This window comes from Cohnella herbarum (genome assembly GCF_012849095.1).
Classification (GTDB): Bacteria; Bacillota; Bacilli; order Paenibacillales; family Paenibacillaceae; genus Cohnella; species Cohnella herbarum.
On record NZ_CP051680.1, the window covers coordinates 5,726,699 to 5,748,151 of the forward strand.

General features: G+C 50.4%; 20 protein-coding genes. 12 read left to right on the plus strand and 8 right to left on the minus strand.

Going from position 1 to position 21,453, the window contains the following annotated elements; genetic code table 11:
• Positions 1–93 precede the first annotated feature (93 nt).
• Together HH215_RS24420 and HH215_RS24425 are read left to right on the plus strand one after the other, a co-directional pair.
• Positions 94–783, plus strand: a complete 690-nt coding sequence (locus tag HH215_RS24420) for a response regulator transcription factor (RefSeq protein WP_169282262.1) — start codon at positions 94–96, stop codon at positions 781–783.
• Positions 776–1,924, plus strand: coding sequence for a sensor histidine kinase (locus tag HH215_RS24425; RefSeq protein WP_169282263.1), 1,149 nt, complete (start codon positions 776–778; stop codon positions 1,922–1,924). Before HH215_RS24420 ends, HH215_RS24425 begins: the two co-directional genes overlap by 8 nt.
• 43 nt (positions 1,925–1,967) lie before the next feature.
• On the opposite strand, the gene lspA is transcribed toward HH215_RS24425, so the two are convergent.
• Positions 1,968–2,432, minus strand: coding sequence for a signal peptidase II (gene lspA / locus HH215_RS24430; RefSeq protein ID WP_169282264.1), 465 nt, complete (start codon positions 2,430–2,432; stop codon positions 1,968–1,970).
• A gap of 198 nt (positions 2,433–2,630) precedes the next feature.
• On the opposite strand from lspA, the gene HH215_RS24435 reads away from it, so the two are divergent.
• The 5 genes from HH215_RS24435 (at position 2,631) to HH215_RS24455 (ending at position 6,168) form a co-directional block, all read left to right on the plus strand.
• On the plus strand, positions 2,631–4,562 hold the full coding sequence (locus HH215_RS24435) for an AraC family transcriptional regulator (RefSeq protein WP_169282265.1): 1,932 nt from the start codon (positions 2,631–2,633) through the stop codon (positions 4,560–4,562).
• 180 nt (positions 4,563–4,742) lie between these two features.
• Positions 4,743–4,919: a hypothetical protein gene (locus HH215_RS24440; protein ID WP_169278028.1), complete on the plus strand. Its 177-nt coding sequence runs from the start codon at positions 4,743–4,745 to the stop codon at positions 4,917–4,919.
• Positions 4,874–5,152 (plus strand): SDR family oxidoreductase, encoded by a 279-nt coding sequence (locus tag HH215_RS24445; protein ID WP_254450601.1) that lies wholly within the window; start codon positions 4,874–4,876, stop codon positions 5,150–5,152. The genes HH215_RS24440 and HH215_RS24445 overlap by 46 nt, the downstream gene beginning before the upstream one ends.
• Before the next feature lie 185 nt (positions 5,153–5,337).
• The gene (locus HH215_RS24450; RefSeq protein ID WP_254450210.1) at positions 5,338–5,787 is read left to right on the plus strand and encodes a MarR family winged helix-turn-helix transcriptional regulator; all 450 of its coding nucleotides are present in this window, start codon (positions 5,338–5,340) and stop codon (positions 5,785–5,787) included.
• Positions 5,788–5,796: 9 nt separating this feature from the next.
• Positions 5,797–6,168 carry a VOC family protein gene (locus HH215_RS24455; RefSeq protein ID WP_254450211.1) on the plus strand — a complete coding sequence of 124 codons (372 nt, stop codon included), beginning with the start codon at positions 5,797–5,799 and terminating at the stop codon, positions 6,166–6,168.
• A gap of 144 nt (positions 6,169–6,312) precedes the next feature.
• Here HH215_RS24455 and HH215_RS24460 read toward each other — a convergent pair whose 3' ends face one another.
• Positions 6,313–8,850 (minus strand): DUF7948 domain-containing protein, encoded by a 2,538-nt coding sequence (locus HH215_RS24460; protein ID WP_169282267.1) that lies wholly within the window; start codon positions 8,848–8,850, stop codon positions 6,313–6,315.
• Positions 8,851–9,091: 241 nt separating this feature from the next.
• Here HH215_RS24460 and HH215_RS24465 point away from each other — a divergent pair, with 241 nt between their 5' ends.
• From HH215_RS24465 to HH215_RS37230, 3 genes are all read left to right on the plus strand, one after another.
• Positions 9,092–9,535 (plus strand): SRPBCC domain-containing protein, encoded by a 444-nt coding sequence (locus HH215_RS24465; RefSeq protein ID WP_169282268.1) that lies wholly within the window; start codon positions 9,092–9,094, stop codon positions 9,533–9,535.
• An 11-nt stretch (positions 9,536–9,546) separates the two neighbouring features.
• On the plus strand, positions 9,547–9,852 hold the full coding sequence (locus HH215_RS24470) for an ArsR/SmtB family transcription factor (RefSeq protein ID WP_256376744.1): 306 nt from the start codon (positions 9,547–9,549) through the stop codon (positions 9,850–9,852).
• Between the two features lie 243 nt (positions 9,853–10,095).
• Positions 10,096–10,611 (plus strand): bleomycin resistance protein, encoded by a 516-nt coding sequence (locus tag HH215_RS37230; RefSeq protein WP_510549635.1) that lies wholly within the window; start codon positions 10,096–10,098, stop codon positions 10,609–10,611.
• A 116-nt stretch (positions 10,612–10,727) separates the two neighbouring features.
• Here the strand turns inward: HH215_RS37230 and HH215_RS24475 are convergent, their stop codons facing one another.
• A complete protein-coding gene (locus HH215_RS24475) occupies positions 10,728–14,558 on the minus strand; it encodes a discoidin domain-containing protein (RefSeq protein ID WP_169282269.1) in 3,831 nt (1,276 codons plus the stop codon).
• 454 nt (positions 14,559–15,012) lie between these two features.
• Here HH215_RS24475 and HH215_RS24480 point away from each other — a divergent pair, with 454 nt between their 5' ends.
• Positions 15,013–15,528, plus strand: a complete 516-nt coding sequence (locus HH215_RS24480; protein ID WP_174887639.1) for a GNAT family N-acetyltransferase — start codon at positions 15,013–15,015, stop codon at positions 15,526–15,528.
• A gap of 26 nt (positions 15,529–15,554) precedes the next feature.
• On the opposite strand, the gene HH215_RS24485 is transcribed toward HH215_RS24480, so the two are convergent.
• Positions 15,555–15,845, minus strand: coding sequence for a transporter (locus tag HH215_RS24485; protein ID WP_169282270.1), 291 nt, complete (start codon positions 15,843–15,845; stop codon positions 15,555–15,557).
• Between the two features lie 39 nt (positions 15,846–15,884).
• Positions 15,885–16,220, minus strand: a complete 336-nt coding sequence (locus HH215_RS24490) for a hypothetical protein (protein ID WP_169282271.1) — start codon at positions 16,218–16,220, stop codon at positions 15,885–15,887.
• Positions 16,221–16,402: 182 nt separating this feature from the next.
• Between HH215_RS24490 and HH215_RS24495 the strand changes: the two genes are divergently transcribed.
• Positions 16,403–17,059 (plus strand): GyrI-like domain-containing protein, encoded by a 657-nt coding sequence (locus tag HH215_RS24495; protein ID WP_169282272.1) that lies wholly within the window; start codon positions 16,403–16,405, stop codon positions 17,057–17,059.
• On the opposite strand, the gene HH215_RS24500 is transcribed toward HH215_RS24495, so the two are convergent.
• The 3 genes from HH215_RS24500 to HH215_RS24510 all read right to left on the minus strand — a co-directional run bounded on the left by HH215_RS24500 (position 17,030) and on the right by HH215_RS24510 (position 21,049).
• Positions 17,030–17,743 (minus strand): MerR family DNA-binding transcriptional regulator, encoded by a 714-nt coding sequence (locus tag HH215_RS24500; RefSeq protein ID WP_169282273.1) that lies wholly within the window; start codon positions 17,741–17,743, stop codon positions 17,030–17,032. The genes HH215_RS24495 and HH215_RS24500 overlap by 30 nt on opposite strands.
• A gap of 324 nt (positions 17,744–18,067) precedes the next feature.
• Positions 18,068–19,798, minus strand: a complete 1,731-nt coding sequence (locus HH215_RS24505; RefSeq protein WP_169282274.1) for an asparaginase domain-containing protein — start codon at positions 19,796–19,798, stop codon at positions 18,068–18,070.
• Between the two features lie 21 nt (positions 19,799–19,819).
• Positions 19,820–21,049, minus strand: a complete 1,230-nt coding sequence (locus tag HH215_RS24510) for an asparaginase (protein ID WP_375140531.1) — start codon at positions 21,047–21,049, stop codon at positions 19,820–19,822.
• Positions 21,050–21,453: the final 404 nt, after the last annotated feature.

Consider the following 21,453-nt stretch of genomic DNA (forward strand, 5'->3'; position numbering starts at 1 on the left):
ATCCCTGTTAAGTGATTTTCATTGGTGTGAATAAAATGCTTAACACTGATTTAACACATACTTAGGTACAATAGTAAAAGAGGTGATTTGCACATGAGGATCCTTATTGTAGAGGACGAGCTTGATTTGCAGGAAGCGATTGCAGATGGGCTTAGAATAGAGGGTTATGCCGTTGATACCTGTGACAACGGTGAAGCCGCTTACGAGCTTTTATTTGAAGTAAATTATGACTTGGTCGTACTTGACTTAAACCTTCCGAAAATGGATGGGCTTGAGGTTTTAGCAAAGATACGAGATGAAAAGCCCGAGTTGAAGGTACTTATTCTCAGTGCCAGAAGTAGCGTTCATGACAAAGTAAAAGGGTTAGATATAGGGGCAAACGATTATTTGGCGAAGCCGTTTGATTTTGCCGAGCTGGAAGCAAGAATACGGAATTTGTTAAGGCGAAAGTTTGTGCAAGAAAGCAGTATGCTTTCCAGCGGTGCAATTAAAGTCGATTTGTCAAAGCGTATTGCACTTGTTAATGAGAATGAGATCTCGCTTACAAAAAAAGAATTTGCATTGCTTGAATACTTCTTGCTTAACAAGGATAGGGTGGTTAGCCAAGAAGAACTGATTGAGCATGTCTGGGATCAGAATGCGGATAGCTTCAGCGGTGCTATTCGAGTTCATATCGCCACTCTCCGAAAGAAGCTGAAAGCTATTTTAAGTTATGACCCCATTGGAACGAAAATCGGCGAAGGATACTGGTTGTCGGATAAGGGGGGCGATGTGAATGCTTAAAAAAATGTCAATTCGACTGCGACTTACGGTTATGACCGTAGCGCTTTTGACAGTTTGTTGCGTTGGTCTTACTTTCATACTTAATATTTCTGCGGATACAATGGCTACAAAGATTGATGCAACCTTGATATTACCGGCAAAAGAGGTCGGCGAAGATGGACGGGTTAATGAAAGCCCTCAATCACCGGCAATCGGCATAATATCTCCTGTTCCCTCTGTTGATTCTCAAAGAGCAAGAATGGATTTTAGAATGGACAGCATAATATATATGCTCTTAGTTATTATTGGCGGCGGATTCTTAACCTATTACATTTCGGGCAAGGCATTAAAACCTCTTGATATGCTAAATACTCAAGTGAAAAACATAAATGTGCATAATCTATCGGAAACATTATCCGTGCCGCCTACAAAGGATGAAATCGCGGAGCTTACCGTCACGTTTAACGAAATGACGGATAAGCTGGATAATGCTTTTATGATGCAAGCCAGATTTTCCGCAAGTGCGGCCCACGAGCTTAGAACGCCTCTTGCCGTGTTGCAAACAAAGGTTGATGTATTTAAGAAGAGAGAAGATCATACAAACGAGGAATACGACGCTCTTATTTCCGTTATCGAAAAGCAAACGAGTCGCTTGAGAGGACTCGTCGGCAACCTGCTGGACATGACGAATATGGACGACAACGGAGAGCAAAGCAGCATTTGCGTAAAGGATATTTTCGAGGAAATGATTTCCGAGCTTGATCACATAGCAAAAGATAGACATGTCACGTTGAGCTTAGATTGCGATAACAGCATGGTTACCGGAAATATCGACTTACTGTATCGTGCTTTTTACAACCTTGTGGAAAACGGCATTAATTACAATGTTGACGGAGGCAAGGTTGAAGTCGTTGTAAATAGATTAAGTAAGGATCAGGTTTCAATCCAGATTAAAGATACAGGCATCGGCATTGCCGAAACGGATAAAAAGCATATCTTGGAGCCTTTTTATCGTGCGGACCAATCACGCTCCCGACAAATGGCCGGTGCTGGCTTAGGGCTTACGATTGTCGACAGCATTATGAAAAAGCATCGAGGTACGCTTACGGTTACCGACAATGAAAATGGCGGAACTTGCTTTCATGTCATCTTGAATGGGTAACAAATAGGCAGTAGCAATCGGGTGTAAAAATGGAGCGGAAGCCCTACATCTTTTTTACTTGAGTCGAGGAAGGCTTGAACGTAAGGAATAATTGCCGGACGACCAGCAGGAACAATCCCGTAAATACCCAAATATCCGCAAAATTCATCGTCGCCGCCTCGGAGAAGAAGAGGAAGTCGGTCACATGATTGTACACGATCCGATCGACGGCGTTGCCGAGTGCCCCGCCGATGATAAGCGCGACGCAAACTTGCATGTACGTTCCGCGTAGTTTTCCTTGCCGACGCATATAAAGAGCAATCCCCGTCAACAGAATAACCAGAATCGCCAGAGCTCTTCCCCATCCGTGAAATAGGTTTCCGGTAGATCCCGTATTGACGAGGTGGATCAGCCGGAAACCTCCTCCTAGAATTTCCGTCGTTTCTCCGAGCTCCAAGTGCATGCGAATCGCGATTTTCGTTGCTATATCGATGACAAGAGCGGCCGCGATAATCAAATAGAAGTACATAACAGACCTCCTTTATATCACAAGTTGTTCGACATATCGCGCAGAATCCCTGCCGCCACCCATTCACCGGAAACGGTTATCGTATATTTCCATAATAATTTATTGATTACCGCCGCCGTTATTTTGCTATATTATCGGTAATAGGACGATTGCGTGAAGTTAAAGCTTACCGAACATAGCGGGGTGTGAGGACGCGGCATGGATATCAATGATCTTATTGTTCTATGGAATCATGCGGATTGTAAAATCATAGATATTCGTCGCATCACGATCAAAGCCGGCGAATCCATAAGTTCCTATTATGTGCCGTCAAGCCTATTTCTCTTGTCGATTCGCGGTGATGCTACAGCTAATCTGGGGCGGGAATTTCATCGCATGCAGCGTTTTACGGTGCTTCATACAGGGAAAGGTACAATTCTTGACATTAACGCGGGCAACGAAGGTCTAGAATACTATAGCGTTTATTATAAAGCGATTATGAATCACCCGGTACCCTTAGAGCTTGTCACGCTATTGAAGCAGGAGCGCCCTTTTGATCATTCGTACAGCATAACGCCGGAGAATCCGGTAGCGCTGCATCGGATAATGGGCATGATGTTTAAGCATTGGGGGGAACGGCAGCCTCTTGCGCGTTTGCGCGTTCGGACTTTATTCTATCAGTTCGTGCATGAGTTGCTTCATCAAATGCAGGCGCAAGGAGTCAGTTCGGCTAAACGCGATCTGGCCGTTCAGATCGCCGCTATCATTCATGAGGATTATGCGGAATCTATTACGCTGGAATCCTTATCGGAAAGCCTGAACTATAGTGTTCCCCATGTATCCTCCTACTTCAAAATCCGTACAGGACTCAGCCCGATCGACTACTTAATCAAGGTGCGCATCGATAGAGCGGCGGCGCTGCTGCTCGAGACAGATGCTACGCTGAAAGAAATCGCCATGGGCGTCGGCTATCAAGATCCAAGCTATTTGGGTAGATTGTTCAAAAAGTACAAGGGCGTTTCCCCGATGCGCTATAGAGAAAGGTATGCCGAGAAGAAGAGACTAGAAGATAGTCCGTCCATAACCATGGGATCCTCCATTGTCCCCTTCGATTCATTTCACTATACTGATACCATTGATAACGATTATCAGTATCAAGGTGACGGAGAGGGAGATTTATTCATGTTTAATCATTCAAAGCCAATAAGGTTATCGGTATTGCTGTTAAGCTTCGTTCTGGCGCTGAGCGCATGCGGCACGAACGATGCTGCGGAGACAACTACCGCGCAGCCTAGCCCCAGCAATACGCCGGTTGCATCGGAGCAACCTAAAACCAGAATCGTCAAAACGGTTAACGGCGACGTGGAGATTCCCCTGCATCCTCAACGAATCGTTGCGGGCGAGTATCTCGGCAGTCTGATCGCGCTTGGCGTTACGCCTATCGGTACCTCCGATCATCATATTAAAAATCCTTATTTTCAGGAGTACTTAAAAGACGTCGAGAATATAGGGGAAGGTAACGGCAACAAAGAGAAAATCTTATCGCTTGAACCCGATCTGATCATTGTGGACGACTTCTATCCCGAGCTGAACGAGCAGATGTCGAAAATCGCGCCCACGGTCGTCATTCCGTACGCATCCTTAAAAACGGTACACGAGGAGGTTGCGTATTTCGGCGAGCTGCTTGATCGAGAAGAAGAGGCGAAAGCTTGGCTTTCCGACTATGATGAGCGCATCGCCAATGCCAAGGAAAACGTGTTGAAGGCTATTCCTGCGGACAGCGCCTTTTCGGTACTTGAATTAAACGGCAAAGAGATTATGGCCGTCGGAACCAGCTTCGGTAAAGGCGGACAATCGATATACAATGGATTCGGCTTCAAGCCTCCCGCGGATTTCGCCGCTCAAATGGCCGATCCCGGATGGGCCGCCTTCTCTGTCGAACTATTGCCGAAGTATGCGGGAGACTATATGATTCTGACTTCCAATTCGAAAACGCTGGATCAACTTAAATCGGAACCGATCTGGGAGTCGCTGCCGGCCATCAGAAACAATCGCGTGTTTGTATGGACAAGCGATCGCTCCGGGTATTGGGACCCGATAGCGATACTGAGCCAGACCGAAGAATTGGCCGCTTGGCTGACGAGCCTTTAATTGTATTGTCAGAGTCCGAGACCCCCGTAAGGGATCGTCTCGGACTTTTTATTTTAAAATAGCAATCCATAAGAAATAAAATATGCTATTATTTGGTAAAAAAGAGCGGAAGAGACCAGCGAGCGAGAGAGAGGTTGAAGTTAATAAACGAAGGAGGATTGTGTCGGAATCGAACCGATCATGGGTTCTCCGCTTGTCGAGATGTCGCAGGAAGCCTTCTCGCTTCCTATCGTTAACGCCATGCGTACGCAATTCTTGATGGGGACTGCGGCGGTACGTCATATGGAGCAATCGAAGGATTGTTTCGTCAATTGGCTTGTGAGGCCGGCCCGCAAGGTATTCGAGTCATTTGTCTGAGGTCAAGCGGTTCGCGGGATATGCCCGGAGTGAGAGAAGCCATGCGTATTCATGCTAATAATGCCGGTATCTCCATCGAGGAGTTGGAGGCGAACAATGCGGAGAGCACGCTGCTGAAGAAGCTGCCGAAGCTGGCCGAAGTGGCAGACGTGGCGGTATTGTTGGCATCCGATCGCGCCAGTACAATCACAGGAGCGATTGCCAACGTTACTTGCGGCGGTATTGTCGATTAAAGGTGTACATCGGACGAAGAGGGTGGGCTGAGATAGGTCGCTAACCGACGACCTGTTTCAGCTTTTTTTCGGTTAACGGAATATTTTCACCTGTGTATGCTTTTAAAATTAGTTGCAATAGCACTCTATCTAGTCTATACTCCAATTAGTTGCAATAGCATCATATTTTTTGAAGGAGGAGTACGTTGAAGGAGAATTGGACGGATAACGGAAAAAGTTCAACGGAGTCGCACGGCCAATATATTTCGGCCATCTATCGCCATATGCAGATATTGATCTCAGCCGAGCTGGCGCCTTATCGGATCGGGAGCGGGCAGTATATTTTTCTGATGGCAATTGCTTTTCAGGAGGCAATCACGCAGAAATCGCTGAGCGAGAAGCTGCTCATTGACAAAACGACTACCGCCAAAGCGATAGCCAAGCTGGAAGCCGAAGGTTACGTACGGAGGGAAGCCGATCCCGCGGACAATCGCTACCAACTGCTTTATTTGACGGAACCGGGTCGCGAAGCGGTGCCGAAGGTGCAGGAAGCCTTGGATCGCGTCAAGAATAAGACCCGGAAGGGTATTACCGACGAGGAATATGCATTAATGATGGGGCTGTTAAAAACAGTGCTTCGCAATCTGAGCGAGTAGGAGGCTGTAATGATGATCGTACATCCGTTTATCGTAGTGGAAAATTGCAAAGAGGAAATCAAGTACTACCAAGGCGTTCTTGGCGGCGAGATCGAGATATTGCGTAAGCAAGGGGAAGAGGTACTTAACGCGGATCTGAATGTGGAGGGTGCCATCCTTAAGTTTGCCGATACCCACGCGGCGAAGCCGGTAATGAAGGGCGACTATGTGAGAGTCTTCTTGAAAATCGAGACGGAGGAACAGTTCCGAAGCATTTATGGACAATTCGCAGTCGGCGGGAGTATTCAAAGGGAAGTGTATGAAGCTCCGTTTAACGGACTCCTGGCTATCGTGACCGACCGGAATGGTGTGTGCTGGGTGCTTTCTTATTATCGGACCTGAACGGGAATTCCAATGTTGAGGGATAAATCATCCAATTGGGGAGTCAGAACTCGCCAAGGTGAGTCGGTCCATACAAAAAAGGGCTGGGACGCCCCTTTCGCAGGAAACGTGATCCAGCCTAGCATCTTAAGTTTGTCGTGACGATCAGACGGTTTTCCGCTTCGAGGGTGAACGTGCTGCTGGATGGCGTAATTTTGATTTTGTCCGAAGAAGGTTAGGAGAACAAGATTTACGTCGATTGCGTGGACGACGAAACGATGTTTTCCGACGCTTGCTTGGGCGAGAAGGGCCGAGTAGAGGGCGTCTTCGCCTGTGATTCCGATTTTTCTTGCCGGGATGCGAAGGTTTCGGGTCATCTTGTTTTGAAGGCGGGTTACTCGGCGGAGGATCTTGGCGATTCGGCAGATCGGGCGGATCCCTTCGAACCGTCAATCCAGGAGGGCCTTGGACGCCTGGCGTACCGGGAGGACCTTGGATGCCTGGCGTACCCTGTGGTCCTTGCATGCCTGGCGTACCGGGAGTGCCTTGGACTCCCGGCAGTCCCTGCGGTCCTTGCATACCGATGGGACCCGGAGGACCTTCCAATCCCGGCGTGCCGGGGATTCCTTGTATTCCTTGAATTCCCGGCAGGCCTTGGGGTCCCGGCAATCCTACCGGCGTTCCGAATTTGGTGACGAAGACATCGGTTTGGCCCCTGCCATAGGCGGTCTGGGGCGCCGGAACGATAACGGGAAAGTTATCCGAATTGGTGGTCCCCACTACAAAGAAGTTATACAGATCGTCGACGGCGATTCCATTACCTTCTTGACCTAAGCGACCGCCGAGGTAGGAAGAATAGACGGACTGGCTTCCGGAAGAGTTTAGGATGGCGACGAATGCGCCATTGCTTCCCGGAAGGGTAGATTGAAAGGCCCCGTAAGTGAGAGATAGCCCCCCGTCCGAAGATCCCGTAATGTAAGCATTGCCGGAAGAATCTACGGCTATTGCCGATCCTTCCCTGGTTCCGGTAAAGTACGTGGAATATACAAGCCCGCTCCCTGCATCGTTGATCTTGGTAATGAATGAGCTGACCGACAAGCTTATTGTAACCTGGTATGCGTCGGGAGTGACCGGGAAGTCGGCAGATGTAGTGGACCCTGTAATATAAGCATGGTTCGTTGGATCGACCGCTATGGCATTGCCTTGATCTATGCCCGCGCCGCCCACATAGGTAGAATATACGAGTGCCGTACCCCTATCGTTGATCTTGGTAACGAAGGCGTCTTGGCTTCCCCCTCTGTAAGTCCGACTGAAAGCCCCGATCGTCGTGGGAAAATCGAGGGAGGAGGTGCTCCCTGTTACGTAGGCGTTACCCGAGCCGTCGATGGCAATTCCGAACCCGAGATCCGTGCTTGATCCTCCTAGATAGGTAGCATACGTTAATGCAGAACCCAATTCGTTCAGTTTGACGATGTAAGCATTCTGCGATCCTGTCAGATTAGATTGGAAGGCTCCTGGAGTAAACGGGAAATCGGTTGAAGTAGTCGTCCCGGTAACGAAGGCATTGCCCAAGGAATCAACGGCTATAGCATTCCCCGATTGAAAATCGCTGCTGCCTAAGTAAGTGGAATAGATCAACGAGGAGCCTGTATCGTTGAGCTTGGCAATGAATGCGCTTTGAGATGCGGTGCCTAAAGTAGTCTGGAACGCTCCAGCCGTCGTAGGGAAGTCTGGAGAAGAAGTGCTACCGGCAATATAGGCATAGCCTAGGTCATCGACCGCGATTCCGCTACCGGAATCCGACAAGCTGCCGCCCAAGTAGGTGGAGTAGACCAGAGCGGACCCCGAAGCATTAAGTTTGGCGACGAACGCTGAATAGCTGCCAGGCTGGGTCGGCTGAACGGTTCCTACCGTGACAGGAAAGTCGGTGGAGTCGGTGAACCCTACAATGTAGGCATTGCCGAAGGAATCGAGCGCGATACCCTGGCTTGAGTCGGTTCCGCTCCCCCCTAGAAAAGTGGAGTACAGGAGGTAGGGATCGATCACGACGGGATAGTTCGGATCATACTCCGCTCCAAGTTCAAACCCGAAGCCGGACTGTCCCTCTTCGCAGCGTTTAAGTACGAAGCGACAGGCCACGTGAATTCTAGAGCCGTCAATCTCTTGATAGCTGACCGGTCGATCCTCCGTCCATTCTCCTAGCGCATGACGAACCCGAAGACCTCCATCTTCATGGATGGCAAGGCTGTCCGCGCCGCGGTACAGGAAGGAAATAAGATCTAGCTTGGCACCCGGCTGAAGGACCAAGTCGTACTTGAGCTTACTGCCATCCCCGTAGAAAATAAGGTCGGTACCCGGCCACAATTCGCGATAGACAATTTCCCGATACATCGTAATCCCGGTCCTCCAACGGGACGGGTCGGATCCCACCAGAAAATTTACCGTCCCTTCAAGGAGGCCGCGGGCTACAATATCGACCTTGCGATTAGCCCCGAGAAAACGGAGTGCAAGCGGAAGGCTTCTTCGGTCGTCCGTGCTGCCGTCGTTGAACGAGAAGATCGCTTCTTCATCCAGGAAGTAGGTCTCGTTGCCGTTCTTGTTCGAATAATAACGTATATCAGGGTGAATCTGTCCGACATTCTCGACGAAAGTCAGGGGGAGCTTCCCCTGGTGGTTTATCGTTTCCTGCTGAAGTGCCTCCATTGACCAATCCTCCCTCCTCTCTTGAAATACCCGATTCCGCGATTGACAGACATAAAAGGAGTTTTATTAAAAGAATGGATATATGCTTATAGCATACTCAATGGGTCTGTACTCCGAATGGGTCAATGTTGCTCGGCATTTGTCCAAGTATTGAATCATTTCGCAACCGATGAGTTGCACTTTAAATCTATGTCTGTTAAAATGAGTGCAACTCAAAAGTTTCACATAGGAGGGGAATAAAATGGACCAATTGACAGTCATGCGTTCGATTTGGATTCAGGCCTCGCGGGAGCGGACTTGGGAGGCGGTTACGGAAGCGAAGCAGTTGTCTCTCTGGTTTGCCCCTGGATCTCCTTGGGAAATTCCCGTAATGGAAGCGGGCGCTCCGGTTCTGTTCCACCACTCTCCCAATCGCTACCATGAGGGTACGGAAGTTGTCACCTTGCGGGCGACCATCGAGAAGGTAGAACCTCTTCGCCTTTTTGCGATTCGCTGGGAACCTGAACAGTCGGGCGTGTCCAGGGTCATGACCTTTGCCCTCGCCGAAGAGAACGACGGCACGAGAGTGACGATTACGGAATCGGGCTACGAGACGCAACGGGAACTGGAGCTAACGGAGGAGGGCTACTCGTTTTCTCTGGAGAACTTGAAGGCTTACGTTGAGGGAAGGGAGCTGCCATACTGAACGCCGAACGAATTTTTACGGCCATTGGAGATCCGCTTCGCAGGGATTTGCTCGAGAAGCTGGCGAAGGAAAGCCCGAAGACGGCCACGCAGCTGGCCGAACTGTTCCCGATTACGCGCCAAGGCGTTCTCAAGCATCTGAATGCGCTCCAGGAGGCAGGATTGGTCACCGTCCGTATAAGCGGCCGCGAGAAACGCTACTTCCTGACCCCGGAGCCTCTTAGCGTTCTGAGCGATTGGGCGAAGTCGGTAGGGGACATGTGGGACGAACGCCTTCCGCGACTTAAAGAAATGCTGGAAAACGAAAGAAAGGCTTAAATAGAAAGCGAAGACAAACAGCTTACTCGATAACCCGGGTAGGCTGTTTTCATGTGGCCTCCGTAACCGGGGTGGGTTCCTATTAATCCTTAAACTTAATGACGGATTCTTGCTTTAATACAAAGGCAATTCCCCTAAAACTTTAGCATTTGCATGAAGGTTGTACAATAAGGAGGTAAGTTATATTCGCTAAGAAAGAGGAGGTTAAGGAATAAAATTTTCCATGAGACGGGGGTTAATAACTTGTCAATAAATCGGACTGGATTAGCAATCCCTATTTTTCCTTGCAGGTCCATAGACGATCAATTGAATTTCTACCAAGCATTAGGCTTTGAAGTGACCTATAGGCAAGCTAAACCCAACCTATACGCTTGCGTCCGTCACCCTGTCGTGGAATTGCATTTTTTCGTACTGAAACAATTAGATCCATCAAACTCTTACAGCATGTGCTATGTAAGCGTTGAGGATGTGGATGCCGTGTACAAACAATTTTGCGAAAAACTAAAAGAGGCTTACCTAAAGGTTCCCTCCAAGGGATTTCCAAGAATTACAAAACTCAATAATTTGGCGGAAGACCGCAGGTTTAATCTAATCGATCCCTCCGGTAATCGCTTGTTGATAGGCCAGAAGCATTCCTCGCCCGCGCCTGTCCATAATGATCAATCCATTACGGTGCATCCGTCAAGGAGAGGCGGGTCACCTATCGTTATCCGATCGGGAACTCGAGGAAGCGCGGGATGCGACCGAACGATTAGTTGAACTAAAAGAAGCTCTAGGGGACGGTTAATCAAACGAGGAGCAGCTTAAATGGATATGAAGAAAAACAGCTTACTCGGTTACCCGAGTAAGCTGTTTGCCATGCTAATAACGCCGCATTACCAGTTGTTGCCGGAAACCCTGTTGACCGTAAAGTTCGGGCTCGAGGATTCGCCGTAGATGGATGTAATACCGGGGTTATTCACTTTAACATTCGTAAAGCTTGCCGATCCGACAGCCGGTCCTTGGCCTTGTTCCGCTCTAACGACAAGCTTGATGCCGAAGCGGGCCGGATTGTTGATGTTGACGTTCTCTACCCGGATGTTCTGCATCGCAAGAGCATTCGGATACATCGTCTGGAACATCAATCCGAAATAAACCGAGTTGTTGATATCGATATTTTTGACCACGATGTTTTTGAAAGCCCGATCGCCGACGTAGAACCAGATCGCTCCGAAGTTCTGGTAATCGTTGATCTTGTCGTCCGCTCCGACGCTGGTCCAGAAATCTCCGCCGGTCCGATCCAACGTAATTCCGTCGAATACCGTATCCACGTCGCCGAATCCTAAGGTGTTGTATCCGAAGCTATAACTGCTGATCGTGATTCCGGGGTAAGTCAGCGTGTCGGCGCCGTAGAGGTTCTGGAACAAGTTATCCGAACCGCCATAGACGGCAAATGCGGCAGCGCGTCTTGTGGCAACGGCAGTTAGGTTGGTGTACTTGTTGCCTACGTTGTAGGAACCGCCGGCATCGACCGCGCTGAACAAGGCGAAGGCATCGTCTCCGGTTGCTCTGGCATAGTTGTTGTCGATAATGTTGTAGGACGAACCGTTCGTCATGTTGATTCCGTCGGCGAACATATTTTTGATACGGTTGTTACGGAACGTATTGTTGGAAGAATTGACCCCCCAATACAAGCAGATGAAGTGCTCGGCCCATACATTCTGAATCGTTACGTTCTGCATGCCGTTTCCGTCGATGAATTTACCCGGTCCGTCTTGTCTGTAGATATAGTTACCCCAAGCGGACAGATCCCGGATGGTCGTGCCGTTCGCGCTTGAAGCGATATTGAATCCGACATCCGTATTGGATTGGTCTTGCGGAGCCGTCAACTTGGTGTGCCATGGACCGGCGCCGATAATTTCGGTCGCGCGTCCGTAGAGGAAGATTTTGTTGGTGATGGTCCACGTACCCGCTGGAATAAAGATCCCTTTCTTAGTCGCATCTTGCCTGAATTCATTAAGCGCCTGCTCGATGGATTTGGTTGCCGAAACTTGAACGTATTTGCTCGGATCTGGGTTTGAAGCCGCCGGAGCGACGTTTTCCGTCTCGATCATGTCTACGTATATCGACGAGACGTCGCCGGCGTCTTTTTGAATTTTGATCTTCGTTCCCGCCGGATATACTTGGTCAAGCATCAACTGGGCATCTTCGTAGAGCCAGTAAGCTTTCGTACCCGAATTGTCGTAACCTAGTCGACCTAGCGTAGTAGGCGATGCATACAAGTAAGAGAACTTGGAGGATACGTTGAATTTGCCTTTGTTGACCCCGTCGGCGTAAATACTGACGGTTCCCGTCGTGTTTTCCGCCACGGCGTTACGCAGGACGAACGCGTTGGCCGGAGAAGTCAACGTAAACTCGACGTATTCTCCATTCGCGTCCAAGTGTACCGCGGAACGTCCGGAAGCTTCGCCGGCATAGTCGCCGATCGTGAAGTTAGGAACCAATCTCGTTCCGTTCGTCGCATTGGAAGGCAGCTCCGCTTCGATAACGGTAAACGGCATATTAGCGCCCCTTCCCGAATACAGGCTTGTCGAGCTCGTGTTGTTCGCCTGCTTAATGCTTACTTCGTTAGCATCTACGGCAACCGTCGTGGTAACCGTATAGCTGCCGTTAACGGCCGTCCAAGTTCCCAGATTCACGTTGACGGATTGCCCCGCCGCTAATGCGCCGTTATAGGAACCGTTCAAGGTTTGGACGGTTGCGCCGGCAGCGTTCTTGATCACCAAAGTGATGGCGTGAGCGCCGCCCGCGGAAGCGATGTTGCCTTGATTACTCAGATTCGCCGTTAAGGTTACGGTATTGCCGGCGCTTGGATTAGAGGGATTCCATGTCGCCGTTGCGACGAGATCGGAACTCGGAACGGGAGCGACAACAAGCGACGTCGGATTCGCGAAGCTATTGTTCGCGTCGTTCTGCTCGATGATCGCGTTGCTCTCGTCAACTTTGGAGCTGACGGCGTACGTGGCGGCGTTTTTGGTCCCGGCGTTCAAAGATACCGTTGCCGTTTGGCCTGCCGCGAGCGCGCTAACCGGGGCGGAACCTGCCAATTGATTGTTCAGGTAGAAGTTTACCGTAGAGGCAGGCGAACCGGAGTTGCCGATGTTCGATACGGTAGCGTTTAAGGTAATCGCGCTTGTTTCAAGCGGGGAAGCCGGCGTCCAGGACATGCCTGTAATCGTTAAGTCAGGGTTGGGTGCGGGAGTGCCGTAAACTTGGAACTCGGCGACTTGACCAGCGGGAGCCCCGGTGTTGGACGTTATGTTCAACTGCAGACGTTTCACCGTCGCCGTAACCGGAATCGTGACGGTGTTGCCGGTCGACGGATTAAACGTATACGTTTGCGCCGAAACCAGGTTACTGAATGTCGTCGTATTCTGGTTGTGGCCGAGCACCTGAATCGTTTGGGTCCGCGTAGCCCATGCCGCGCCAGGGTTTAATTTAAGCACGATAGAAGTAATGTTGTGATTGGCCAATAGGTCAAGCGTTAGCTGACTGGGATTGCCGCCGCCTTCCCAATACGTGTTGGTGTCGTTATCGTTGGCGTTCGTAGCTACGAACGTGAAAATGGAGGAAGAAGCGGTAATCGGTTTGCCGGGAGCGATGTTGCCGCCAGGCGTAGGCGTTGGAGTAGGTGTAGGTGTAGGCGTTGGTGTAGGTGTAGGTGTAGGTGTTGGAGTAGGAGTAGGAGTAGGAGTAGGAGTAGGTGTTGGTGTCGTTGGATCTAAAACGATCTGGTCAAGGTTGACGTTGGCGGAGTCGCCTGCATCGAATTTGTAGGCGATCGTGTTATTGCCGGCATTCAGAGTAACGATCTCTGCTTTATTGCCCCATGTATCCCAGTTCGCCAAGTTAGGCAACGAAGATTGACGGATTTTCGTTCCGTTAACGTAGAGGCTAATCGTCTGCGCGCCGCCGTTTGCGTTGCCGTACTTCAGCGTCACATTGTAGTTGCTTGCAGTCGCTACGTTAACCGTGAAGGTCGTCGTGGCGCCTTGCGTCCAGTATCCGTCGACGAATCCCGTCCCCGAGTAGCCGGGATGGTCCGTGTTTACTTTCGCTCCGCCAGTCAATGCCGCTGACTCGGCTTGGTAAACGTTCGAAGGCGTAGGAGTTGGAGTTGGAGTCGGCGTAGTCGAAGTCGAGCCGTAAATCTCGAATTCGGATATTTGTCCCGCCGCCCAGCCGGTATTCGCCGTAAAGCTCAAGCGGACGTAACGCGTATTCGTAGAGGCGAAATTAATCGTAACCGAGTTGTTCGCAACCGCGGGGTTAAATACATAACCGGCGGAGTTTACGATGTCAGCGAACGTCGAGCCGTTCGTGCTTCCTTGGACGGCTAGAGTTTGCGTCCGCGTTTCCCATCCGACAGGAAGTTTCAGAATGACCTGATCGATGTTCGTATTCGCGCCCAGATCGACTTGAACCCATTGCGGAAAGGCGTTGTTCGTGCTTTCCCAGTATGTGGCTGGATTTCCGTCTTTCACGTTATTCGGAGTATATACGTCGGATTGGCCGCTTGCCGTTATGGTTTTGCCAAGAGTGAGGTTAGGTCCGCCTGCGGCGGATGTCGAGGAAGGGTATAGCGTAAGCTGCGATAGCAGTAGAACGAATGCCAAGAACAAGAGGACGACGGAGTTCTTTCTAAGCGATTCGTTTATCGATAACATAAACAACCTCCAAATATAATGTTTTTAAATTCCGATAATGCGCTTTCATTTTTGTCAAAGGCGGAAAGCCGTTTCTTATTACCTCCTTTGCCGTGAAATATCGTAAGACTCATCGGGCATGGAACATCTTGATGGATGATAACGGTCTGGCGCACTTAGCATAAATCAGTTACATCTCCCGCTGAAGATGTATTCCTACGCTTATCGTGTGTAATCTTATTGCAATGCTTATCGATTGGCTATGTAAGGAATGACGCTCTTCGGGCCTTCGAAAATAGCAAAGGGAAATAAGGGAGGTGCGGCAGCGCTGGGGCAAGACGGGGGAGTTGCTATTGTGGGAAGCTCTTATTACTTTAAGAATCTCGGTTTTTTTTATTCCCCCAATACAAACGTATGTTCCAGTGTTATGATGAAAATAGAAAAGTATAGCGATTGCTTATTTGGAGGGACTAAAATGTCGAAGAGAATGAGTCATCCGCAGGTAAGATTAGAGCCGTGGTCCGATGCTAACCTTGATTTGTTGCGGTTAATTAATGCTCCCGAGATGATGGAGCATCTCGGAGGTCCGGAGACCGAGGAGCAAATTGTTGCTCGTCACAAGCGATATCTAGGAATAAGCGAGCGGGGAACCGGTCGCATGTTCAGCGTTATTTTATTACCGGGATTGGATATCGTCGGCAGCGTCGGGTACTGGGACAGCAAGCAGAGAGAAGAGAGCGTCTATGAGATCGGTTGGAGTATCTTGCAAGCTTATCAAGGTCGGGGCATTGCGACCGCAGCTGTAGCTGAAGCGATCGCAAGTGCCCGTATTCAAAGAAAGCACCGGTTTATACATGCGTTCCCATCTATACGCAACATGGCGTCGAACGCGGTTTGCCGAAAGCTCAACTTCACGCTAGCGGGTCCATGTGAATTCGAATACCCGCTAGGGAACATCATGGAGTGTAACGATTGGCGGCTAGAGATTTGACGAGAGGGCTTGTGCCCGGCTTCGCATCAGAAGCATGAGAATGAGTCGATTCGTTCAAGATCGAAGCCGGAGAACATCCAGAAGAAGCCGTTCCACCTAAACCCCGAGATGGACGTCCTGCCGATGAATACGGGGTAGAACCAGAAGCCTGGGCCGCTTCGAGGCCAAATATAAGTATAGCGGAACATGCATCTGGAAATGGCACCCGGATCAATGGCAAGCGTTGAAGTGAGGGGCTTCGGAGGGACCGTTTGCGGAGGCGGCGAAGAGGGTGCCTGCATCCCGCCTTGCTGTCCGAAGGGAGGCGTAAAGGCCATGGTAATCACTCCTTTGGTCGTTGTATTGTCCTTGTTTAATCAGATAAGCGAGATGGCGAGAAGGTTAAATAGGACGAGAGGCAGCACAAAGTTGCTGTTATTGTTGAAAGGGGGCGGCGGGGGGCCGGGAAAGAATCCGCGCGCGTAACCTTCATTAGATAAGCGGAGGTGGAGAATTCCCCTGTCGCAATGCACGATGTAACCTTCGAACACATCCCCGTCCATCGTTTCGACCTTCACCAATCGATGGGAGTGGTCGGCGCACAGCTTATGAAGATGGTCTTTGACGGACTTTAGCGCCTGGTGGACCTTAGGATTGCACTGATAGATTGGCGTCGGCGTCGGCGCCTGATTTGCCTGGGTGGGCGAGCTCATGGTCATAACCTCCGTTTCGATCTTGGATTATCCTATGCGAGTGCCCAGTTAGGCGTTACGGGATGCCCAAAAAACCGACTCGCCACGCGAGAGAACCGGTTCCTCCACGAATTCGATAAGATATTGAAATAATCGTCAAAGATAATATGACATACTGTTGTCATGCATGGCGGTTTATACTGATGTCAAAAGCGAATAAGGAGTCGTTGTCCGTGGGTACGAAAATCGAATATCGCAAAGATTTTAAGGACATTTATTTGCCGAAAACAATGCCCGTCATCATCGATGTGCCTAAGATGAAGTACGTTATGATCAGCGGAGAAGGCGATCCGAACGGAGAGGAGTTCGCTCGCGTGTCGGAAGCGTTATTCAGTCTAAGCTATGCGGTTAAAATGTCTTATAAAAGTAACGAGGTGCCAGCCGGATACTATGAATATACCGTTTTCCCGCTTGAGGGGATATGGGATTTAGTCGATAAGTCAAAACCGGCGACGGATAAGAGTAACTTGAAATACACGATCATGATTCGCCAACCGGACTTTCTGACGGATGAATTATTCGATAGATTCGTAAAGCGGACTAAGAAGAAAAAACAAAACCCTTATCTTGAGAAGTTAACGTTCGGCGAGATTGCGGAGGGCTTGTGTTGCCAAATTATGCACGTTGGTAGTTTTGACGATGAACCGGAAAGTTTTGCGAGAATGGAAGCTTTCTGCGAAGAGGAAGGATATGTACGTTCCGATTATACGCACCGGGAAATTTACTTGTCCGATCCGCGCAAGACGGAAGTTACGAAGCTGAATACCGTGTTAAGATTTGCCGTCCGCCGGTTCCGATAGTTCGATTAAACGGTATAAATAGCGAATACCTCGCATGCGGCTGCGGTTGGTGTTGTTCAGGAATTGCAACGAATCTCTCGCAACCCGGCGTGCTTGCTCGAGATTGTTGTGGTCGAGCTCCTTGATCACGTTCTTGATCGTTTCTAGAGACCATATGGCCGTTCTTAACGTGCCGATAATGAGAATTTGCCGAATTTGCGTAGGGCTGAACGTACGATATCCGTTGTCTCCGTTACGCGATACGGAAATCAAGCCCATCTTCTCCCAATGGCGAATCGCCGAAGCGGGAACCGAAGTTTCCTTCGATACCTCCCCGATCGTCATCCACCGCCGCCGTCCCCTTGCATCTACATTATCGAGTTCCTTGGTGTCGAGTACTTTTATGGTTTTTTCAGCCATGTCTTTATCCCGTTGGAGCGATGCTTGCGCTTCGTTGACGATCCATAGGGCTTCGTCGATTTCTTGCCGGCGCAGCAGTTGAAGCACCTTGATCGTCGTGTCCACGCCGAAGCCGGGACTCATGGCGCGAATGCATTCGAAGTATGCGATATGCGTTGCGGTATATATCCGATAACCATTGGCCCCTCGTTCCACGGGCGGAAGGATGCCCCAACTCTCGTAATGTCTCAGCGAGCTAGTGCTGATGTTCAGGCGCTTGGCGATATCGATCGGTCTAACTTTCAAGCCATTCACCTCCACGATTATTGCTCTTAACGATTAAAACAATCTAAGGTCGTTTTGTAAAGATGCCGCGGGTACATCGCAAGGGAAGCTTAAACTCTTACCAGAAACTTAGCTTACTCAATAATAGGCGTGGGTAGTCGGCGAAGGGACGCTGCGGGCGAAACGCCATACGCTGTATTTGCTGGATGAGCCGTCGACGGGCTTGCATCCCCGCGATACACGGCAGCTCATGGTGCTATGGTTTGCAGTTGAAGTTTTTATCGTAAGAAAAGCCGTAACCCTCCTCGTCGCGAGGGGGTTACGGCTCTTTTGTTCGTGTGGCGCTTACTTAACGGGTAATTTCACGATTGCCGTAATCGCCTCGGCTCTCGATACGTAACTTGCCGGAGCAAAGGAGCCTCCGCTGCGGCCTTTCATAATTCCAGCATCTTTAACGGCTTTGGCGGCGCCTTTCGCCCAAGCCGGGATGGCGGCGTCATCCGCAAAGCCGGGCTGCGCGTCCTTCGCGAGCTCGTACTTCATCGCTTTGGCTATCATAAGAGTCATCTCCGCTCGGCTAATTGGCCCGGAAGGATCGAAAGTGCCGTCGGAGTAACCGTTGACGATTCCGGCTCCAACGGCTTGGGCAACCGGAAGCTCGGCCCATTTGCCGATCTGATCGGCGTCCGCGAAGCTAAGCTCGGCCAGGGTACCCGCGGGTTTCAGGGCTTTCATCAGCATAACGACGAACTCGGCGCGAGTTAGGTTCTGGTCCGGCTTATACGAGTAGTCCGAGTAGCCGCTCACGATGCCCCGGGAAATCCCCTTCTTAATCGAGGAGTTCGCCCAATGACCTTCGATATCCGTGAGTTTAGATACGACGCCGATATCTTCTTGGCTAATATCTTGTCGGCCGTATTCTTCGAACCATTGCTCGATCGTCGGCAAATCTTTCGAGAAAGCCAGAGAGAGCAGCAGCAACATTCGGGCATGCTGGGCATTTAAGCTGTCGCCCGCGATGATGCCTTCCGTACTGCCGGGATACATCGTTCCCGAACCGGTTCTTGTCGTCGTAACGAAGACGACGCCTTGCTTGATCGCTTCGGTCCGGGCCGCGCCCATCTTGGCGGAAATGCCGCCTGCGCCGGTTCCGGCCGTCACGATTCCCTTGGCTCCGTCGGCTACGAAGCCTTTGATCGCGCCGCCGTCGGCTTCTTGGTAGGCGTAGGCGATTTCCACTAACGGCAGATCGTCCTTCGAGATCGCGGTTAAGTCGAACGGCGTTCCCCATTCCGGGCGCCCCGCTTTCAACGCTCTTTCATTCGCGCGATAGAGCGAAATGTTATCTTGATCGATGTAACCAAGCGCGCCCAGAATCGGGGATTCGAACGTATCCATGCGATGGGAGTTCGATTTCGTCACGTCTCTTGCCGTTTGAATGACATCGTTCAGCATAAGCACGGTTCCGAACGATTTCGTTTTCCCGCTGGCGGCGAGTTTGATCGCGTTGTAGAGATTGGCCGGCGCATCCGTGCCGATGGCGTCCCACGGACGCATCGCTCCCGTAACGACGACTGGCTTCTCGCTCCTGACCGTCAGATCGAGGAAGTACGCGATGTCTTCCATCGTATCCGTTCCCGTCGTGACGACGACGCCATCGTAAGTTTTCAGCGCCTGATCCACGGCAAGCGACAGATCGTAAAGCTCGGTTATGAGATAGCCGCCGGAGCCTTTATTGCCGAATTGATACGTAGATACGTCCGCGATTTTATCTTTGCGAGGCAATTGGGCGACCATGTCTTCCATTTTGTAAGTGCCCGCGCGATAGTTTTGCAAATTCGTTGGATCTCCGTCGGCCACTTGCCCGGCGATGGTTCCGCCAGTCGCGATGACGATGACGTTAGGCATCGGCGAGGTCTTGGACGTCTCGCTCAGCGCCGGAATCGGAAAGTCCGTCGCGGCTTCCGCCGCCGATGCCTGCGCGCCTCCAAGGCCGAAAAGCGATACGCCGAGTAATGCGATTAAAGAAGGAATAAGAAGTCCTTTCGGAAGTTTACCCGTTCGAGTTGCTGACATATGGTCGTACCTCCTAAGGAATTATGATGCTTGAGCTCCGGTGTCGACGTTTTGCGCTCCGTAGGTTGCGAACCAGCCTTGAATCGTTTTGAAATCTTTAGAGAAGCCCAGGGAGAGAAGCAGCAGCATGCGCGCATGTTGCGCATTCAAACTATCCCCCGCGATAATGCCTTCGGAACTTCCCGGATACATCGTTCCCGAGCCCGTTCTCGTCGTCGTGACGAAGATAACGCCTTGCTTGATCGCTTCGGTCCGCGCCGCGCCCATCTTGGCGGAAATGCCGCCGGCGCCCGTTCCTGCCGTCACGATTCCTTTGGCACCGTCGGCCACGAACCCTTTGATCGCGCCGCCGCCGGCTTCTTGATAGGCATAAGCGATTTCGACCATCGGAAGGTCCTCTTTTTTGATTTTGCTCAGATCGAACGGCGTCGTCCATGCTGTTTTGCCGGCTTTGCTCACTCTTCCCGGCGCGCGATAGATCGAAATATTATCTTGGTCGATATAACCTAGCGCTCCTAGAATCGGAGATTGGAACGTATCCATGCGGTGGGAGTTAGATTTCGTTACATCTCTAGCCGCTTGAATGACGTCGTTCAGCATAAGTACGGTTCCGAACCACTTCGTCTTGCCGCTGGCCGCGAGTTTGATTGCGTTGTAGAGGTTGGCGGGAGCATCGGTGCCGATGGCATCCCATGGACGCATCGCGCCCGTGATGACGACCGGCTTTTCGCTTCTGACCGTCAGATCAAGGAAATACGCGATATCTTCCATCGTGTCCGTACCCGTCGTGACGACAACGCCGTCGTAAGTCTTCAATGCTTGATCCACGGCGAGGGACAGATCGTATAGCTCGGTAATGAGATAACCGCCGGAGCCCTTGTTGCCGAATTGGTAAGTGGACACGTCCGCAATTTTATCTTTGCGCGGCAATTGGGCGACCATATCTTCCATTTTATATGTACCCGCCCGATAGTTTTGCAGATTCGTCGGGTCGCCGTCGGCAACCTGGCCTGCGATCGTTCCGCCCGTGGCGATGACGATAACGTTAGGTTTGGCGGACAAGTCTTTTAATTTGACGTCAGGAATAGTAGGAGGCGCCGGAGCGGGAGCTGGGGCAACAACGGGCGCAGGAGCAGTTGGAGTCGTAGTCGGATCCGCCGCGTATGCGCCCGTTGCCATAGTAAGGAGCATTGTAGCGGCGAGGCAGGTCGTTAGAAGCTGTTTTAATCCTTTTCTAGTTGATGTCATAATAATTACCTCCATGTGTGATTATTTGGCTTCGTAAGCTGAATTTATTGTACTTTAATGTTACTTAATATAACATAAGTATTAAGACCTATAAGTTTTTGGACATAATCCACCAATAATGTAATTTTATTTTACATAAATATTTAATGGGTACAATGAAATACGAGGAATCAACCTGAACGGATTTAGAAGGGGGATAGCCATGGGAGTATTCGGTTGGAGAACTTGATGAAGAAATACGAGATTGGATGATTGTCGGGATAATTACTTTCGCGTGTGTAAAGAGGGGTTTAACGGGAGAAACGCTGGTAAAATTATGGCCGCGAATGTGCCGGAGCCGTCTAAAGAAGAGGTTCGGCTCATTCGCGTCTTGAACTGACAAGGAGGTAAAGCGCGGGATTTTCAAT

What these genes read in the sequence shown, in the direction of transcription:
- HH215_RS24420 (WP_169282262.1), top strand. Translation starts at nt 94, where the DNA reads ATGAGGATCCTTATTGTAGAGGACGAGCTTGATTTGCAGGAAGCGATT.
- HH215_RS24425 (WP_169282263.1), top strand. Translation starts at nt 776, where the DNA reads ATGCTTAAAAAAATGTCAATTCGACTGCGACTTACGGTTATGACCGTA.
- lspA (WP_169282264.1), bottom strand. Translation starts at nt 2,432, where the DNA reads ATGTACTTCTATTTGATTATCGCGGCCGCTCTTGTCATCGATATAGCA.
- HH215_RS24435 (WP_169282265.1), top strand. Translation starts at nt 2,631, where the DNA reads ATGGATATCAATGATCTTATTGTTCTATGGAATCATGCGGATTGTAAA.
- HH215_RS24440 (WP_169278028.1), top strand. Translation starts at nt 4,743, where the DNA reads ATGGGTTCTCCGCTTGTCGAGATGTCGCAGGAAGCCTTCTCGCTTCCT.
- HH215_RS24455 (WP_254450211.1), top strand. Translation starts at nt 5,797, where the DNA reads ATGATGATCGTACATCCGTTTATCGTAGTGGAAAATTGCAAAGAGGAA.
- HH215_RS24460 (WP_169282267.1), bottom strand. Translation starts at nt 8,850, where the DNA reads ATGGAGGCACTTCAGCAGGAAACGATAAACCACCAGGGGAAGCTCCCC.
- HH215_RS24465 (WP_169282268.1), top strand. Translation starts at nt 9,092, where the DNA reads ATGGACCAATTGACAGTCATGCGTTCGATTTGGATTCAGGCCTCGCGG.
- HH215_RS24475 (WP_169282269.1), bottom strand. Translation starts at nt 14,558, where the DNA reads ATGTTATCGATAAACGAATCGCTTAGAAAGAACTCCGTCGTCCTCTTG.
- HH215_RS24480 (WP_174887639.1), top strand. Translation starts at nt 15,013, where the DNA reads ATGTCGAAGAGAATGAGTCATCCGCAGGTAAGATTAGAGCCGTGGTCC.
- HH215_RS24485 (WP_169282270.1), bottom strand. Translation starts at nt 15,845, where the DNA reads ATGGCCTTTACGCCTCCCTTCGGACAGCAAGGCGGGATGCAGGCACCC.
- HH215_RS24490 (WP_169282271.1), bottom strand. Translation starts at nt 16,220, where the DNA reads ATGAGCTCGCCCACCCAGGCAAATCAGGCGCCGACGCCGACGCCAATC.
- HH215_RS24495 (WP_169282272.1), top strand. Translation starts at nt 16,403, where the DNA reads ATGTCAAAAGCGAATAAGGAGTCGTTGTCCGTGGGTACGAAAATCGAA.
- HH215_RS24505 (WP_169282274.1), bottom strand. Translation starts at nt 19,798, where the DNA reads ATGTCAGCAACTCGAACGGGTAAACTTCCGAAAGGACTTCTTATTCCT.